Below are 17,741 nucleotides of genomic sequence, written 5' to 3' on the forward strand. Positions count from 1 at the left end.
ACAGATATAACGCCCATTCCTCTGTGACGGCACGGGCCGGAAAGACGGACTGGAGGCACAGCCAGAGTGCGCAGGGGCACGGATTTGGACGGAATAGGCACCAGGATGGGTACGCCATTCTTCTCGCCGTTAGATTTCTTCGAATATAACGGCGCACATCACTCTGGCCCGTCTCTTGCGTAACAGATCACAGGGTCAATGGCGACCCGATCGCGGCTTCATTGCTGCCGCACATCCTTGAGCACGGCAACGGCGCCCTGCGAATCCCGACTTTCGTCCGGATTCGCAGGGCGCTTTTCATTCGGGCATTGCACATGAGCACTACCGACTCCACCGCCAGTCGCACCGTCAACACCGTCTGCCCATACTGTGGCGTGGGCTGTGGGATGACACTGCATGTGGAAAACGAGGAAGTCGTCAAGATCACCGGCGACAAGGAACATCCAACAAATTTTGGCAGACTGTGCACCAAGGGTTCGTCCGCTCACGTCGCGCTACGCCAGTCTGGCCGCCTGGAGCAAGCCTATGTAAGACAACAGCGCCGACAAGATCCTGCGCCATTGCCGATGGCGCAGGCCATCAGCGATACCGCCCGGCGCCTGCGCGGCATTCTTGACGCACACGGGCCCGACGCGCTGTCGTTTTATGTGTCAGGCCAGATGTCGATCGAGGCGCAGTACTTGATCAACAAGTTGGCGAAGGGATACGTCGGTACCAATCAGATCGAGTCGAACTCCCGGTTATGCATGGCCAGTGCAGGCAGCGGATACAAGCTATCGCTGGGATCCGATGGGCCGCCGGGGTCTTATCAGGACTTCGATCGTGCCGATGTGTTCTTTGTGATTGGCGCAAACATGGCCGATTGCCACCCGATCCTGTTCCTGCGCATGATGGACCGGGTCAAGGCTGGTGCAAAGCTGATCGTCGTCGATCCACGTCGCAATGGCACCGCCGACAAGGCCAACCTGTTCCTGCAGATTCGACCCGGTACTGATCTGGCATTGCTCAATGGACTCCTGCACCTGTTGCACAAGAACGGGAAGACCGACGCCGCATTCATCGCTGAATTCACTGAAGGCTGGGACGCCATGCCGGGCTTTCTGGATGACTACCCACCGGAACGCGTTGCCGACATCACGGGAATCCCGGAAGAAAAAATCATTCAGGCGGCTGAGTGGATCGGCGAAGCGGCCGAGTTCATGAGCTGCTGGACCATGGGCCTGAACCAGAGCACGCATGGCACCTGGAACACGAACGCGATTTGCAACCTCCACCTGGCGACGGGACGAATTTGTCGGCCAGGCAGCGGGCCGTTCTCGCTGACCGGGCAGCCCAATGCAATGGGCGGGCGCGAGATGGGCTATATGGGACCTGGACTGCCAGGCCAGCGTTCGGTGTTGTCCGAGGAGGACCGAGCCTACGTGGAGGCGCAATGGGGTCTGCCCGACGGAACGCTGCATACCCGTGTGGGCGGGGGCACGGTCGACATGTTTGAACGCATGGCCGAAGGGAAGATCAAGGCCTGCTGGATCATCTGCACCAATCCTGTCGCGACCGTGGCGAACCGCACAAACGTGGTGGCCGGCCTGCAGGCGGCGGAACTGGTAATCGCGCAGGACGCTTTCCTGGACACGGAGACCAACCGCTATGCGGACGTGCTGCTGCCAGGCGCGCTATGGGCCGAAGCAGACGGTGTCATGATCAACTCGGAGCGCAATATGACGCTGATGCGTCAGGCAGTTGCTCCACCGGGCGATGCGCTGCCAGATTGGCAGATCATTGCGCGCGTCGCCTGCGAGATGGGCTTTGACGACGCCTTCAGCTACGCGTCCGCTGCCGAGGTCTTCGAGGAAATCACACGTTTTGCAAATCCCAAGACCGGCTATGACTTGCGAGGTGCGAGCCATAGCCGGCTGCGCGAGACGCCGTTGCAGTGGCCGTGCGATAGCGCGGCGGGCCCAGACCGCAATCCAATCCGCTATCTGAATGAAGGCGTTAGCCAGACTGTTCGGGTGAGTGACGCAGGCGCCAAACCACGCCTGGCATTCGCTACCGCGTCAGGCAAGGCCATTTTCTTCGCACGCCCGCATGCAAATCCCGCCGAGATGCCCGATCGCGAGTTTCCGATCGTGCTGAACACTGGGCGCTTGCAGCATCAATGGCACACGATGACCAAGACGGGCAAGGTGCCGATGCTCAACAAGCTCAATCCTGGGCCGTTTGTCGAAATCCATCCGGAAGACGCTCAAGCCTTGGGCCTGCGCGAGAAGGACAGTGTCGAGATTCGCTCACGGCGCGGTCGTGCAGTACTTCCTGCCGTGTTGACCGAGCGCGTGCAGCCGGGCAACTGTTTTGCACCGATGCACTGGAACGACACGTTTGGCGAAGATCTGTGTATCAACGCCATCACCAGCGATGCCGTAGACCCGATTTCTCAACAGCCAGAACTGAAGTTCTGTGCCGTGGCTCTTACGCGCGTGGCGACTGCTCCGCCGCAAACCATTTCGGAACAAACCCTCCTGACCGACACGCAGTCTTCGGTCGCACCGGCAGCCGAAGCGTCTGCTGCCCTGAGCAAATCCAATATCTCCGCTCATCCATTCGACATGACCCAGCTCGACGCACTATCCACGCTGCTCGCCACTCCCGTCACGCCGCCCCAGCTCACGGAAGCGGAGCGCCACTATCTGGGCGGCTTTATCCAGGGGTTGCGCTTGTCTGGCATTGACAGCAGGGTGCCATTGCTGCCCGCCAGTGCACCGATTGCGCCTGACCGTCAGGCGTGGATCAACGGAGTGCTTGGAGGCATGTTCAGTCGGACTCCCGCCGCCCAGGATACCGCCGCACTGCCGAGTGCGATGCCAAACGTGGAAGCGCATGCATCGTCACCGGTACGTATTGTTGGTGCGCGACCCGCCGTGACGCTGTTATGGGCATCACAGACCGGTAATATCGAATCGCTGGTCGAGCGCTATGCCACTGCGCTGATGGAGTCGGGCTTCGATATCCGCAGCGCCTGCATGGCCGACTACAAGCCTGCGGCGCTGGGCAAGACACAGTACCTGCTCATGATGTCGAGCACGTTCGGGGATGGTGACGCACCTGACAACGGATCCGAGTTCTGGCACGGAATCCAGGCCGGTTCTGCGGACCGCCTGGAACATCTCCACTATGCGGTGCTGGCATTCGGCGACAGCAACTACGATCAGTTCTGTGGGCACGGCCGCAAGCTCGACGAGCGCATGGCAGCGCTCGGGGCGCGCCAGTTACGGCCCCGGGTGGACTGCGATACGGATTATGAGGAAAAAGCCGACGCGTGGCTGGACAGCGTTATCGCCGCCATCAAGAGTAAGAACGATGCGTTGCATGCCACGCCTTCGGAAGGCATGATTCCGGCCGTGCTGCCTGCGGTCATGGCAACCAAGGCAAATCCAGGCGCATCTCGCCTGCTAACGAACCTGCGGCTCAATCGAGACAGCACCAACAAGGATACGCGTTACTTCGCACTCGACATCGGCGATTCGGGCATCGAGTACGAGGCTGGCGACGCGCTCGGTGTCTGGCCCCGCAATTGTCCGGAACTTGTACAGGAGTTGCTGGACCTTACGAGGCTCACGCCCGACGCGCTTGTTACCGTGGATGGCCATGGCGATATGCCGTTGACAGACGCGCTGACGCGGCATTTCGAGATCGCGCGCCCCAGCGCCGAGGCGCTGCGACTGATTGCGGCACGCAGCGCAACTGGCGAACTAAAGGGACTGCTGAGCAGTGATCGCAAGGAGGATCTGAAACGCTGGCTCTGGGGCCAACAACTGGCTGACATACTGCATGAGCACCCTGTCGACATGTCGGTGCAGGAGCTGATCGGGGTACTGAAACGTTTGCAGCCCCGACTCTATTCGATTGCATCGAGCCCGAAAGCGCATACCGGTCAGGTGCACCTGACGGTTGCCGCGGTCCGCTATCACAACGGGCGCCGCCACCGAAAGGGGGTGTCATCGACATTCCTGGCCGATCGTGCCGACGCCGCCGACGTTCCGGTATTTGTGCAGAAGTCCGCGCACTTCCGGCCACCTTCTGATGGCGGCACGCCGATGATCATGGTCGGGCCAGGCACTGGGGTGGCCCCGTTCCGAGGTTTCCTGCACGAGCGGCAGGCGCGCGGAGACCGTGGCCGCAACTGGTTGTTCTTCGGCGAGCAACACGCGGCAACGGACTTTTATTACCGCGAGGAACTGGAAGCCATGCGCGATAGCGGCTTCCTGGGCCGCCTGGATCTTGCATTCTCACGGGATCAGGAAGACAAGGTCTACGTGCAGGACCGCATGCGCGAGCAGGGCAGCGAGCTATGGAATTGGATCAACGAAGGCGCTCATTTCTATGTTTGCGGTGACGCCAGTCGCATGGCACGCGATGTGGATGCTGCGCTCAAGGACGTGGTCCAGACGCACGGTGGGCTGTCGGCCGAGGCCGCTACGGAATACGTGACAAGAATGTCGGCCGATAAACGCTATGTCCGCGACGTCTACTAGCTGACCTTGGCAGCCGGTCGGCGTCTTGGTGCCGTAGCTGGAAAAATGTCCTGAGCCGCCGCCGCGACGATGCCGCGCAGCCAGCGCGAGCCCATGTCCTTGTGGCTGCGCGCGTGCCAGAGTTGGTAGTAGTGCAGTGCACTTGTCGGCACGGGAAGTGGCTCGATACGCAGCGGCAGCAGGCTTGCGTAGTGGCTCGCGAACGCGCGCGTCGTGGTGAACACCAGGTTGCTGCGCACCAGCACATAGGGGGCCATGCAGAAGTACGGAATTTGTGTGGTCACCTTGCGCGATAGCCCGGCCCGGGCCAGTTCGATGTCGATGGTGTCGTGACCGGGCAGATTGCGGGTGGCTACCGTCAGGTGCTGTGCCGCACCGTACGCCTGCGCCGTCATGGCTCCGGCGCGGATCGGATGCTCCTCGCGGAGCAGGCAGACCAGTTCGTCCGCGCACAGCGGATGCAGATGCAGGTTGTCGGGCGGCGTACGCCAGTTACCGACGACCTGGTCAAGATGCCCGTCCGCGAGCCCGTGTTCATAGCCGCCTTCGGCCATCAGGTGATGGATTTCCAGCGTCGCATGGGGCGCTTGGGCGTGAAACCGCTCGATCACCGAGGGTACGAAAAAGACGTCGAGGTAGTCGGGCGAACCGATCCGGAACACGCGCGTGGTGTGCGCGGGATCGAAATCGGTGGCCGGCTCCAGAATCCTGCCAATCCCCGTCAATGCCAGCTCCGCGGCGCCGACGAGCGCGAGCCCATGCTCGGTCGGCACCATCCGGTTGCCGCTGCGAACCAGCAGCGGATCGCCCGTCAGGGCGCGCAGCCGGCGCAACGCCACGCTGATGGAGGGCTGCGTCTGGCCCAGAAGCTGGGCAGTGCGCGAGACACTGCGCTCGGTCAGCAGCAAATGGAGGACGCGAATAAGGTGGGAATCGACTGGTTCTCTAGGCATGGCAATACTGCAGGCAAACGCCGAATAACGCGACGACCAACTTCAGCGCGATGACCAAGGCCGTTATATACATTCTGACATAACGGAGGAGCGGGGTGCATGCGAATGCCGACATGACCGTCATTCGTGATTCGTGAGGCCGGGTCACGGAGATGCGCTGCGGAACATGGCGCCAATATCGCCAGCGCCATGGGCGGCCGTGCGGCAACTGCCTAAGCTCTGCTGGGCGTGCATCGGATGTGCACGCCAATGCCCCGACAAAAGGAGACACCCATGAGCTTGGCCACACTGCCGGCATCCGTTACGCCGGTTTCCTTCCAGAAGCACCCGCGACTGCCCCGCAACTGTACGTTCGACGCCCGCGACTGGGACATCCTGAGCCGCTATTGGCATCCCGTGGCCTTCAGTGCCGAACTGGATGACAAGCCCATGTCGACGATGCTGCTCGACGAACCCCTGGTGCTCTATCGCAGCCGCGGGACGGCTGTGGCAGCGCGCGATGTGTGTCCGCACCGCGGCGCACCGCTCAGTCGTGGTTGGGTCGAGAACGGCAATCTGGTTTGCCCGTATCACGGATTGGCCTATGACGGCACCGGACGCTGCCAACATATTCCGTCCCAGCCCGATGGGCCGATTCCCGACCGCCTGCAACTGGTCACATACCCGACGCAGGAGGCCTACGGGTTGGTGTGGGTGTCGCTGGGCGGCGGGCAGGAAAAGCTGCCGTCGTTCCCGTTGTGGGACACGCCAGGCTTCCAGCGCATCCTGCCACCGTCGATCGATATCAAGGCGTCGGCCGGCCGGCAGACCGAAGGCTTTATCGATGTGGCGCACTTCGCCTGGATTCACCACGACAGCTTTGCCGACCGCAAGAACCCCGTAGTACCCCAGTACACAGTCGAGCGGCGTGAGAACGGAATGCGCGCAGAGTATGTCAGCACGGTCAGCAATTTTCCGAAGTCGCTGCAGCATCGCGCGCCAGAGGGCTTCTTGTGGCGTCGCGTGTTCGAGGTCGACGTGCCGTTCTTTGCCCGGCTGACCGTGCATTTCCCGGAAGACGGCCGGCTGGCCATCCTGAATGCGGCGAGTCCGGTCTCTGCGCGGCATACGCGCCTGTTCGTGCCGATCGTGCGCAATTTCGATCACGAACTGCCATTGCAGGATGTCTACGACTTCAACCGGCAGGTTTTCGAAGAGGACCGGGCCATCGTCGAGCAGCAATGTCCGGAGGACCTGCCGATCGACCGCACGGCCGAAGCGCCGATCCTGGCGGACCGCTCTTCAGGGGCCTACCGGCGGGCGTTGGCCGAGATCGGCCTCGGCCAGGCGTACGCAAGCTAGGGAGGCCGATCATGGATATCTGGGAATGCGTGATTTGCGGGATGCGCTATGACGAGGCGGCAGGCATGCCCGACGCCGGCATTGCGCCGGGTACCCGCTGGGCGGACGTACCCGAAGACTGGATCTGCCCCGACTGCGGCACGGGCAAGCACGATTTCGAAATGAAGCGCGTCAGCACGTCGCAAGGGGCCTGAGCCATGGAAGCTTCCGCAAATGGTTTCGGCAATTTGCCACTGGTCATCATCGGTACTGGCCTGGCGGGCTATACGCTAGCGCGCGAGGTCAGGAAGATGGACAAGGAACGCCCCATCGTCCTGATCTCGCAGGATGATGGGGCGGCCTATTCAAAGCCCATGCTTTCCAACGCGCTGGCGCAAGGCAAGTCACCGGCGGCACTGGCCAACTTCGACGCCGAGGCGATGGCTGCGCAACTGGACGCCACCGTGCTGGTGCACCGCGTGGTCGCCCAGATTCATCTGGATGCCCACGAGGTGGAGTTCCAGGGGCAGCGTCTGGGCTATAGCCAGCTTGTGCTGGCCTTGGGTGCCGACCCACGCCGCCCGTCGCTGCCCGGCGCCGCAGCCAGCGAAATCCTGAGCATCAACGACCTGCGCGACTACACCCGGTATCGGCAAAAGCTGGAGACCTGCCGGTCCGTGGCGATCCTGGGCGCGGGCCTGATCGGGGTGGAGTTCGCCAATGACCTGGCAGTGGCCGGCTACGGGGTGTCGCTGATCGATCCGGCGGCGGCACCGCTGGCGCGGTTGCTCCCCACCGAGGCGGGCGACGCCCTGGCTCGAACGTTGTCCCGACATGGTGTGGCCATGCATCTGGGCAACGTGGTGACCGAGATGGACTACGCTGGATTGGGCTATCGGCTGCGTCTGGCCAGCGGCATTACCGTGGACGCCGACCTTGTTGTGTCGGCGATCGGTCTGGCCCCGCGGGTGGCATTGGCCCGCACGGCAGGGTTGCAAGTGGGGCAGGGCATCGTCACCGATGCGTATTGCCGCACCAGTACTCCCGACGTGTTTGCCCTGGGCGACTGCGCGGAGCACGATGGCAAGGTCCAGCCATACGTCCTGCCTATCATGCATGCCGCGCGGGCCCTGGCGGCCACGCTCTGCGGTCGTCCCACGCCGGTACGGTTCCCGGTGATGCCCATCACCGTGAAGACGCCGGCGATTCCGGTGGTGGTCGCCCCCGCGCCCGTCGATGCCGACAACTGGGCGGTCGAGATCTGGCATGAGCCGCAAGGCGAATCCTTGCGCGCGCTCTGCCTGGACCCCGGGAATGGCCGTGTGCTGGGTTTTTCGCTGCTCGGCAGCGCCACGGCGAAAAAAGCCGAGCTGGTTCGTGTGATGGAGACTGGAACCTAGTCCGGATCGTGTCCTGGTGACGGTACGCGCACCGATATATACGTTACTATATAGCGGTGCGCGCCGTGTGGCGCCTGCATCTTTCAATCGGCCTGAGCCATACCCACGCAGCCAGACGCATGCGACCACCGCCCTTTGCCCTCGCGCGCACCAGCGTACAAGCTGGCGCACGCACTCTTGACACCGCCGGGTGCTGCACACCAGCGCCGCCGTCGCGTGCGAACGTCGGGCGACGGCCAGGGCTGACCGATCTCGATGCCCATTTCCACTGTTCGATCATCGGTACCTGCCTGTCGACCGGCGAGTTGCGCCGGATCGTGCAAAGCGCCATATCGTTGGCGAAGGATGCTGACGATATCGAGATCCATCACGATGCTGTCAGCCTGGCGAACCAGGGGGGGCAAGGGGCCAGGGCCATTCAGAAGGCGCTAGAACAACGGCATGGCGCGGCGGTACGGCAGTTTGCCTCGGCGACGGACGCCGACGCGGTACTCGCCCGCTGGAACCATGCGCTTGCAAGCGGCGACATTCCGGGCGCCTATTGGGCAACCATGACGCATCCCGCGACGTCGCCAGCAGTTCGAAAGAAGGCATTTGGCGACGTACACATGCTTTCGCACCTGGTGGGCGCGGCCAACCGGGCTGATATCCGCCGCCTTGTGGCATTGGAGTCGGAAAACCAGGCGCTAAAGGCGCAAGCCGCCGAACAGCAAGTGCGTATCCAGGGCATGGGTGCCGAGCATGCCGAAGCCCTGAGGCAAGTCCATGAAGAAGTCGCCGTGCTGCGAGGCCGCCAACAGGCAACGTCACCGGCCGTGTTTGCGGATGCCGTTGACCGCCAGGCGTTGATCATGGCGCAGGCGCAGCGCATTGCCACGGCCGAAGCCCGTGAGGCACACGCCAGCGAGATCGTGAAGACGCTGCAGGATGAGATCGACAACCTGCGCCTGCAGTTGGAAGCGGCTCGTTCGGAAGCGAGCGCTGTGGAATCGCTGGTGGCCGAGCTACATGCCAGGAACGACGAAACCTGCATCGACCCACGCGCGTTGGCGGACAAGCAGATCGTCTATGTGGGTGGGCGACCGGGCACGATCTCGACCATCAAGGCGCTCGTCGAGCGCGCCGGTGGCAGATTCCAGGATCACGACGGCGGCCTGGAAGACCGCAAGGGGCGCTTGCCTGCCATGATCGCTTCAGCGGACGTGGTGGTGTTTCCGGTCGACTGCGTGGACCATGACTCGGTCAACACGCTCAAACGCGTCTGCCAGCATCATGGCATTGCCTACCACCCACTTCGAAGTGCCAGCGTGGCAAGCTTTGTAGACCTGATGCAGCGGCTGGGCCTGAATCAAGTGTAAGAAGGCTGCGGCGCCATGCCGTGACGGCAGACATTCCAGTCTGCGTCCGGCTTCGTCTTGCCGACAGGCGCCGTGATAAGTAAAGCCGATCAGGTTATCGAATCAAACGATTGGCACCACCTTGAGGGTGTGTCCCAAGATGGTCATGGCAGTAGCAACTGCCAATCCCTGCCGCGTATCAGGCGGCATTGACCAGGACTCCACCAAGGAAACCAGCATGGCCAAGATCGTTTGTGTTCTCTATGATGACCCCGTCAAGGGCTATCCCAAGTCCTACGCGCGCGACGACCTGCCGCAACTGGAACGTTACCCAGACGGACAGACGCTGCCAACGCCGCATGCCATCGACTTCGTGCCGGGCACGCTGCTCGGTAGCGTCTCCGGCGAGCTTGGTCTGCGAAAGTACCTGGAATCGAATGGTCACGAGCTTGTCGTGACGTCCAGCAAGGATGGCGCCGATAGCGTACTGGACCGCGAACTGCATGACGCCGAGGTCGTCATATCCCAGCCATTCTGGCCGGCGTACATGACGGCCGAACGCATCGCCCGGGCGCCCAAGCTGAAAATGATCGTAACGGCGGGCATTGGCTCGGATCATACCGACCTGCAAGCGGCCATGAACCGGGGCATTACCGTGGCGGAGGTCACCTATTGCAATAGCAACAGCGTGGCCGAGCACGTGGTGATGATGACGCTGGGGCTGGTTCGCAACTACATTCCGTCGTACAACCAGGTCATCAAGGGCGGGTGGAACATTGCCGACTGCGTGGCGCGCTCCTACGATCTGGAGGGCATGCAGGTTGGCACGGTTGCCGCTGGCCGAATTGGCCTGCGAGTGCTCCGCCTGCTCAAGCCGTTCGATGTGAAGCTCCATTACATGGACCGCCATCGCCTGCCGGAGGCAGTCGAACGCGAGCTCAACCTGACGCATCATGCGAGCCTGGAAAGCCTGGCGCGCGTATGCGACGTGGTGACGCTCAATTGCCCGTTGCATCCGGAAACCGAACATATGATCAATGCCGACTCGCTCAAGCAGTTCAAGCGAGGGGCTTACCTGATCAACACCGCGCGCGGAAAGCTGTGTGATCGCGATGCGGTTGTGGCAGCGCTCGAAAGTGGCCAACTCGCCGGCTATGCTGGCGACGTATGGTTCCCTCAGCCTGCGCCTGCCGACCACCCCTGGCGATCGATGCCACACCACGGCATGACGCCGCATATCTCCGGAACCAGTCTGTCGGCACAGGCGCGATATGCAGCCGGTACGCGGGAGATTCTGGAGTGCTACTTCGAGGGGCGGCCGATCCGCAATGAATATCTCATCGTGCAGAACGGCGGCCTCGCGGGTACCGGCGCGCATTCCTACAGCGCGGGAAATGCGACAAGTGGATCGGAAGAGGCGGCGCGATTCCGGCAGAAGTAGGAGCGCGCCATGCCTACATCCACTGTACTGTGCACGAATGCTGCCCTTGAATCCTGGCGCAGTCGCGCCGGCCGGATTGCTCTGGCTGGCCTTGGCGCACTGATCGGGCTTGGTACGCTGGGCGGCCTGGTCGCGCTTACCGGCAATGCCTGGCTCCTCGGGTCATTCGGTGCGTCCTGCGTATTGCTGTTTGGCTTTCCGGATGCGGTGTTTTCGAGGGCCAGGAATGTGGTTGGCGGGCATGTACTGTCCTCTCTGCTAGGTCTCGCCTGTCTGCAATGGCTGGGCTCCGGATGGTGGGCCATGGCGGCGGCCGGAGCATGTGCGGCAATGCTGATGATGGCCACGGACACGGTGCATCCACCGGCTGGCAGCAATCCGGTCATCATCTATCTGTCTCACCCTGGATGGGATTTTGTGTTGCTGCCCACGCTGGCAGGCGCGCTCATGCTGCTGTTGATCAGCAAGGTGTACTGGAAGCTGGCGCGCTCACGCAGCTAGGCGATCTGGCGCGGCGCCCGGACCGCAATGACGGCTCCGGGCGCCGATCGCCGCTCAGGGAAATGATCAAGGCTTCAGTCTGAAAGCAGGGCGTCAATCCTGCCCTGAATGTCCAGTTCCCTGAACCCGCGGATGGCGGCGCTCATTACCGGTCCTACAGGCTGCTGATCCCTGTAGACGAGTCCGATCTGGCGTTCGAGTCGCGGGATCATTGGTACGGAATACAGCCGTTCCGAGGCTTCCGTCAGGCAAAGCACACTATGCGGGAGGATGCTGAAGAGTCCAGAACGTTTGACATGTGCGTACAGCGCAGTCATGGAGTCGGTCTCCACCACAGGCGTGGCGGCGACGCCGGCCGTGGCGAAAGCCATGTCGATACCGCGCCGGCATTGCAGGTTCGCGCTGAACAGGCAAAGCGGCAGCGTGGCAGCTTTTGCCCACGAGGCGGTCGTGGCACCATCCAGCATGTCTGCATTGGCGCCCACCAGCACATATCTCTCGCGAAAGATCGGCAGGGTACAGAATGCGCCAAGGCGCTCGTCATCGAGGTAGCTCACGCCAATGTCGAGTTCGAACTCGCCAAGCTTTCGGACGATCTCCGCAGCGGAGAGGGTGTAGACCTCGTGGCGCATGCGCGGGTAGCGTTCAAGGCAATATTGCGTCAACGCCGGGACGAGTGGAAGCGACGCAGGTATGACGCCCATGCGCAAAACGCCGGTGGGATTCTCCCGGCTTGCACGCACATCCTGGCGCAAATGTTCGCAATCGGCCAGCACTCGGCGCGCCCACGCCAGCACACGCTCGCCGTCTTCGGTAAAGCCTTCGAAGCGTCGGCCGCGCTGAACGATGACTACGCCCAGTTCTTCTTCAATCCCGCGGATAGCGCCGGAGAGCGCTGGCTGAGAGACATTGCAGACAGCGGCTGCGCGACCAAAGTGACGCTCCTTGGCTAGCGCCACCACGTAGTTCAATTGCCGGATGAACATCTTTGTCTCCTGGCCGGTTCGTCCCGTCGGGTGGGCGCGCCGATATATTTTCGCAAATATATCGCATATCACGGGAGTAGGGGGCCTCAGATGCGTTGCTGGGCGGCCGACGCCATGGCGGCTGGGCTGGCGTAGCCAGCCTGCTAGCCCCTCCGCCACCGCCCCTCCTCGATAAGTGCCTCGGCCAGCTTCGGGATCATCTGGGCTACCTGCCGCGCGGCCTCTGTGAACGGGCGCTGGCTGCTGGTCGCCAGCACCACCGACTGGCGCAAGGCGCGGTCGGTCAGTGCCACTGCCTCGAACTCGCCGCTGTCCAGCTCCGCCGCCACCGCGTGATAGGGCAACACCGAATACGCCACGTGCTCGGCCAGGATGCGCTTGATGACCGCCGACGAACTGGCGTCCATGCAAACGTTGAGCGCAATACGCTGCGCACTGCCCAGTTCGTCGAGCAGGTTGCGGATCGCATTCGGCGGCGCCGGCAGCACGAGCGGCAGGCCAGCCATCTGTCGCATCGGCATCGATGCTGGCACGCCGCCCAGCGCACGCCAGTGCCGCCGCATCGATGCGCGGCTGCCGACCAGCATCAGCGGCGTGTCGAACAGGCGCCGGTAGCTATTGCGTCCCTCGGCGCGGTAGCGGTTCACTACGGCGAGGTCAATGCTGCCCTGCATCAACCGGGTCTCGATGTCGCCGCTATAGCCCTCGACAATCCGCAACCGCACGGCGGGTAGCCTTTCGCCGACCGCTGCGTACAGCCGGCTCGCCAGTAATGGCGCCACCGCCGGCACGAGTCCGATCGTCAGCACGCCGCTCACTTTGCCCGCCTGCCCGCGCGCGCTTTCCACCAGTTGTCGTGCGCTGGCGAGCAACGGCTCGGCGTTTTCGAGCACCTGTTCGGCCAGCGCGGTCGGGCGCACACCGCGTCCGGTCCGGTAGAACAGTGCACCGCCGAACATGTTTTCGAGTTCGGCCACCTGCCGGCTGATCGCGGACTGCGCGACCCCGAGGTTCGCCGCCGCCCCCGACACGCTGCCAGCGCGCGCCACCGTGATGAAGGTCGTCAGGGCCTTCAGCGTCAGTTCCTGACCGGCCTCCGCCGGCAAGCCAGCTTCCATCTGCATGTCTCCTGCTATCTGTTTATCAGAAATCTGGTTTCCGTCAGCGGCATTGATCGCAGCATAGTGGCTATCTATCGTTACGGGCAAGCGACGATCACAACCAGGAGACATCTGCCCATGCCACTCACCGCCCACCACCATCCGCTCGCTCCGCTCGATGGTGCCGAGGCCGACATGCTTGCTCGTGTCCAGGCGCTCGCGCAGGAACATATCGGCCCAAAAGCCAACGCGGCCAATCGCGACGATGCGTTCGCCTGGGACACTTTCCGGCTGCTGGCCAGCCACGGTGTGATCGCCACCGCATTCCCGCGTGAACTGGGGGGTACCGATGCGTCGATGCTGCTGCGCGTCCGGATGATCGAGGAACTTGCACGGGTGTGCAGTACAGCGGCATCGCTGGTCACGGGCACCGACCTGTCCTCGCGGCCCATCGTCGCCGGTGCGTCGCCGGCGCTGGCCGCGCAGACCGTGCCACTGCTGGCGCGCGGCGAGCAGCAGTCCGCCTTTGCGCTGACCGAGCCCGGCGCCGGTTCCGACCTCGCCCGCCTGCGCACGGTCGCCACGCGCGATGCCGGTGGCTATCGCCTGCAGGGCGTCAAGAAGTTCATCACTCGCGCGTCGGTGGCCGATTGGTTCGTCGTGGTCGCCACGCTCGCCGATGGCCCCGGGGGCAGCAGGGGCCTGACCGCCTTTCTTGTGCCGCGTGACGCCGCCGGCCTCAGGGTGTCCCCGATCATTCCGAAAATGGGCTGGCACGGCGTACCGATTGCCGAGGTGTATCTCGACGATGTCCATGTGCCCGCATCGCATCGACTTGGCGAGGAAGGTCACGGCATGGCGCTCGCGCAAGATACGCTCCTGCGCGCCCGTATCGGTCACGCAGCCATTGCATTGGGCCGCATGACCGGCGCATTGCAAATCGCTGCGCAGTACGCCGGGCACCGCCAGGTATCGGGCAAGGCGGTCGGCGAACACCAGGGTATCCAGTGGATGCTGGCCGACATGGCTGCGCGCATCGAGGCGGCCCGCTGCCTGATTTATGGCGCCGCACAACGCTATGACCGCAAGGACGCCGATTCGTCGATCCATGCGTCCATCGCCAAGATGCACAGCACCGATCTCTGCATGCGTGTGGTGGTGGACTGCGCGCAACTGCTCGGCGGAAATGGTTACCTGAACGCGTATCCGATCGAACGTTTCCTGCGCGACGCCAAGATGAACCAGATTGGCGAGGGCACCAGCGAAGTCCACAAGAACCTGATCGGTCGCCACGTCATGAAGACCGCCTCGGCCATGCCGCAGCACCCATGCCTCGACTTCGAACCCAACCTGTTCGGAGATGCCTGATGACCAGCGCCGACACGCTCGCCAACGATCTGTGCCGCCGACTCGGTATCCGGTATCCGATCTTCGGGCTGGCCCATAGCATCGAGGTGGCCGCCGCCATCTCGAACGCCGGGGGGCTTGGCGTTTACGCCGCGGCACGGGACGGCCCCAACGAGCTGGCGCTCAAGCTGCGCGACCTGCGCGCGCTATGCCCAGGCGTACCGGTTGGTGTTGATCTGCTGCTACCAACGTCGCTGCCAGGTGAGTCGACGCCTGAGGACATCGCCGCTGCCATCCCTGAAGGCCATCAGCGTTTCATCGACAGCCTGTTCGATCGCTTCAACGTGCCACCGGCCACGCGCGGCAACTTCTTTTCGCAGTACGTGCGCTCACAGGCGCTGTTTGAAGAACAGGTGGAGGCGGTGGCGGAGAGCGATATGGACGTCTTCGCGGCGGGCGTTGGCACGCCGGCGGATACCCTCGCACGCGTGCGCCGCACTGGCAAGACCACCATGGCACTGGTCGGCGCGGTCAAGCACGCACAGAAGGCCATCGCGGCAGGCGTCGATGTGCTGGTCGCGCAAGGCTACGACGCGGGCGGCCACACCGGCAAGATCGGTACCTTTACGCTAGTGCCCCAGATCATCGCGGCCGCCGCCGGACGGCCCGTTCTCGCAGCCGGCGGTATCGGCGAGGGGAGTCAGATCGCTGCCGCGCTGGCAATGGGCGCGCAAGGCGCGTGGCTTGGGACGGTCTGGCTCGGCAGCACCGAGCACAACCTGCCGCTGGCGTTGACTGACCGGCTGCTGGCGGCCGGCAGCGAGGACACCGTGATCACGCGCGCGCATAGCGGCAAGCCGTGCCGCGTGGTTCGCAGCGCGTTCTCCGACGCATGGGAAGCGCCTGGCGCGCCGGCCCCGCTCGACATGCCTTACCAGCAGGCGCTGACCGGCCGGCTGCTCGCGGCGGTCGAGGAGCACGAGGTCGCGCCGTTGATCTATGAAGCAGCAGGGCAGAGCGTGGCGTGGGTGCGCGAGGTCGAGCCGGTCGTTCAAATCGTGAACCGGCTCGTGCGCGAAACGCGCCAGTCGCTGGAGAACCTGCGCGGCTATCTGCCGGCATGACCGGACATGCCCGACGTAGATCGGGTGAGCACACATCTGGAGACAACATGAACCGTCGTGCCTTTGGCAAGACCGCCTTGCATACCGCGCTGATGCTGTCGGCCCCCGGCTGGTTGCCGGCGTTCGCCCGCGCCGCCACCCCGCCTGGTCCGCAGGGCTTCCCCAGCAAGCCCCTGCGCGCCGTGGTGCCGTACCCGGCCGGCGGCGTAGTGGACGTAACGCTGCGCCCGGCAATCGACCGGATGTCGCTCGACTTGCCGCAACGCGTGGTGGTTGAGAATCGCCCGGGTGCCGACGGCCGCATCGCCATCGAGTACGCCATACGGGCGCCAGCAGACGGTTACACGATCCTCGCTGTGACGCCAGTACTGGCGGTTGCGCAGACGCTCTATCCGAACTCGGGCATCCGTGTGCAGAGTTTCCGCGCGATCGGCGGCGTGGCGGCAGTACCGTCAGTGTTTGTGGTCCACGAAAGCGTGCCGGTGAAGACCCTGAAAGAGTTCACCACGTGGGCCAAGGCACGGCCGGGCGAGGTCAATGTGCCGGTGCCGGGCAACGGCAGTTCGCTGCATCTGGCGCAAGAGCTCTTTTTCGAATCCACCGGTATTCGCGTGACCAACGTTGGCTACAAGGGGCAGCCTCCAGCGGTGCCTGACCTTGCTGGCGGGCAGTTGCAGTTCGCCCTTCTGTCGCAGAATCTCGCGTTGCCGATGATTCAGGCGGGGAAGCTCCGGCCGCTCGCTGTCAACGCGATGCAACGCACTCGCTCGCTGCCCGACGTGCCGACCATCGTCGAGGCCGGCTTTCCCGACACACTCGTGCAGTCGTGGTATGGGCTAGCCGTGCACGCCAGTACGCCACAACCTATCGCCGACTACCTTGGCGCGACGCTGCAATCGGCAATGGCGACGGCCGACGTGCGTAACAGGCTGGCCGCGCTCGACGCCGAGATCCTTGCGCTCGACGCCAACCGCTTCGACGCATTGATGCGATCCGAATCCACACGCTGGGCCGCCCTGATCAAGGCTCGCCACATCAAGGCCGAAGCATGAGCACCACCACCACGGTAGGTGCGGTGTGCCGCTCGATCGCGTAGCCACCCCGTCCATCACCGTTGCAGAGGCGATAGCCCGTCTCTTACCCGCAGTCATACGGCGAGACGGCTGACGAACTGCCTGATGCTGACCAGGACGGCCCGCTGATCGCCCGCGAAAGCCCAGTGATCGGCGCCCTCGAGTTCGACATATTGCGCGTGCGCGATATGGCTGGCCAGGTGCCGCCCGGCGCCGACGCGAACAGCGCGATCGTCGTGTCGGTGGAGCACCAGAGTCGGAGAGGAAATTCGACCTAACAGATCCCTCACATCCACATCGCGCAGCGTCTCGAGCACGCCCTTGATGGCTCCCGGGCTCGACGCGGCCCGGAGCAGGCCCGCCCACCAGGCTCTCGCCATGGGATCGCCTGACAGGCTCGGCGCGAAGGTTTCGATGCCGGCGGGCCCGCCCCAGCCCGCGACCAGGTGCTGAAGCCAGGCTTCATACTGGCTAGCCTGCAGCGCGTGCGGATAGTCTGCCGTGGCGCTGCCCTTGGCCAACGAGCCAAACAGAATGAGGGCGGCGACCCGGTCGGGGTGATCAGCGGCGAATTTGATCGGAAATGCGCGTCAAACCTCGTCCTTCAGGGCGAGGAAGGATAGCGCG

The 17,741-nt window shown here is 63.6% G+C and carries 14 protein-coding genes; 10 read left to right on the forward strand and 4 right to left on the reverse strand.

Features of this window, described 5'->3' with window-relative positions; all coding sequences use genetic code 11:
* The first annotated feature begins 314 nt into the window (after positions 1-314).
* The gene (locus ACO550_RS31155; RefSeq protein WP_315595729.1) at positions 315-4,532 is read left to right on the forward strand and encodes a bifunctional nitrate reductase/sulfite reductase flavoprotein subunit alpha; all 4,218 of its coding nucleotides are present in this window, start codon (positions 315-317) and stop codon (positions 4,530-4,532) included.
* Here the strand turns inward: ACO550_RS31155 and ACO550_RS31160 are convergent.
* Positions 4,529-5,491, reverse strand: coding sequence for a LysR substrate-binding domain-containing protein (locus ACO550_RS31160; RefSeq protein WP_315595745.1), 963 nt, complete (start codon positions 5,489-5,491; stop codon positions 4,529-4,531). The two genes, ACO550_RS31155 and ACO550_RS31160, sit on opposite strands and share 4 nt — an antisense overlap.
* 267 nt (positions 5,492-5,758) lie before the next feature.
* On the opposite strand from ACO550_RS31160, the gene ACO550_RS31165 reads away from it, so the two are divergent.
* From ACO550_RS31165 to ACO550_RS31190, 6 genes are all read left to right on the forward strand, one after another.
* Entirely contained in the window at positions 5,759-6,826 is a 1,068-nt protein-coding gene (locus tag ACO550_RS31165) for a Rieske 2Fe-2S domain-containing protein (protein ID WP_315595730.1), read from the forward strand.
* A gap of 11 nt (positions 6,827-6,837) precedes the next feature.
* Positions 6,838-7,020 carry a rubredoxin gene (locus ACO550_RS31170; RefSeq protein ID WP_315595731.1) on the forward strand — a complete coding sequence of 61 codons (183 nt, stop codon included), beginning with the start codon at positions 6,838-6,840 and terminating at the stop codon, positions 7,018-7,020.
* Positions 7,021-7,023: 3 nt separating this feature from the next.
* Positions 7,024-8,205, forward strand: coding sequence for an NAD(P)/FAD-dependent oxidoreductase (locus ACO550_RS31175; protein ID WP_315595732.1), 1,182 nt, complete (start codon positions 7,024-7,026; stop codon positions 8,203-8,205).
* Positions 8,206-8,324: 119 nt separating this feature from the next.
* Positions 8,325-9,563, forward strand: coding sequence for a DUF2325 domain-containing protein (locus ACO550_RS31180; RefSeq protein ID WP_315595733.1), 1,239 nt, complete (start codon positions 8,325-8,327; stop codon positions 9,561-9,563).
* A 217-nt stretch (positions 9,564-9,780) separates the two neighbouring features.
* Positions 9,781-10,983 (forward strand): NAD-dependent formate dehydrogenase, encoded by a 1,203-nt coding sequence (locus ACO550_RS31185; RefSeq protein WP_315595746.1) that lies wholly within the window; start codon positions 9,781-9,783, stop codon positions 10,981-10,983.
* A gap of 9 nt (positions 10,984-10,992) precedes the next feature.
* Positions 10,993-11,484, forward strand: a complete 492-nt coding sequence (locus tag ACO550_RS31190; RefSeq protein WP_315595734.1) for an HPP family protein — start codon at positions 10,993-10,995, stop codon at positions 11,482-11,484.
* A gap of 74 nt (positions 11,485-11,558) precedes the next feature.
* Here the strand turns inward: ACO550_RS31190 and ACO550_RS31195 are convergent, their stop codons facing one another.
* Together ACO550_RS31195 and ACO550_RS31200 are read right to left on the reverse strand one after the other, a co-directional pair.
* On the reverse strand, positions 11,559-12,470 hold the full coding sequence (locus tag ACO550_RS31195) for a LysR substrate-binding domain-containing protein (protein WP_315595735.1): 912 nt from the start codon (positions 12,468-12,470) through the stop codon (positions 11,559-11,561).
* Positions 12,471-12,613: 143 nt separating this feature from the next.
* Positions 12,614-13,588 (reverse strand): LysR family transcriptional regulator, encoded by a 975-nt coding sequence (locus tag ACO550_RS31200; RefSeq protein ID WP_315595736.1) that lies wholly within the window; start codon positions 13,586-13,588, stop codon positions 12,614-12,616.
* A 120-nt stretch (positions 13,589-13,708) separates the two neighbouring features.
* Between ACO550_RS31200 and ACO550_RS31205 the strand changes: the two genes are divergently transcribed.
* The 3 genes from ACO550_RS31205 to ACO550_RS31215 are packed head-to-tail and all read left to right on the forward strand — an operon-like array spanning position 13,709 to position 17,093.
* Complete coding sequence (locus ACO550_RS31205) at positions 13,709-14,938, forward strand: acyl-CoA dehydrogenase family protein (RefSeq protein WP_315595737.1); 1,230 nt, start codon at positions 13,709-13,711, stop codon at positions 14,936-14,938.
* Positions 14,938-16,041: a nitronate monooxygenase gene (locus tag ACO550_RS31210; RefSeq protein ID WP_315595738.1), complete on the forward strand. Its 1,104-nt coding sequence runs from the start codon at positions 14,938-14,940 to the stop codon at positions 16,039-16,041. The genes ACO550_RS31205 and ACO550_RS31210 overlap by 1 nt, the downstream gene beginning before the upstream one ends.
* A 47-nt stretch (positions 16,042-16,088) precedes the next feature.
* A complete protein-coding gene (locus ACO550_RS31215) occupies positions 16,089-17,093 on the forward strand; it encodes a tripartite tricarboxylate transporter substrate-binding protein (RefSeq protein ID WP_315595739.1) in 1,005 nt (334 codons plus the stop codon).
* A gap of 95 nt (positions 17,094-17,188) precedes the next feature.
* Here the strand turns inward: ACO550_RS31215 and ACO550_RS31220 are convergent, their stop codons facing one another.
* Positions 17,189-17,692 (reverse strand): alpha/beta fold hydrolase, encoded by a 504-nt coding sequence (locus tag ACO550_RS31220; RefSeq protein ID WP_485995068.1) that lies wholly within the window; start codon positions 17,690-17,692, stop codon positions 17,189-17,191.
* Between the last annotated feature and the right edge of the window lie 49 nt (positions 17,693-17,741).

This window comes from Cupriavidus sp., from assembly GCF_057315035.1.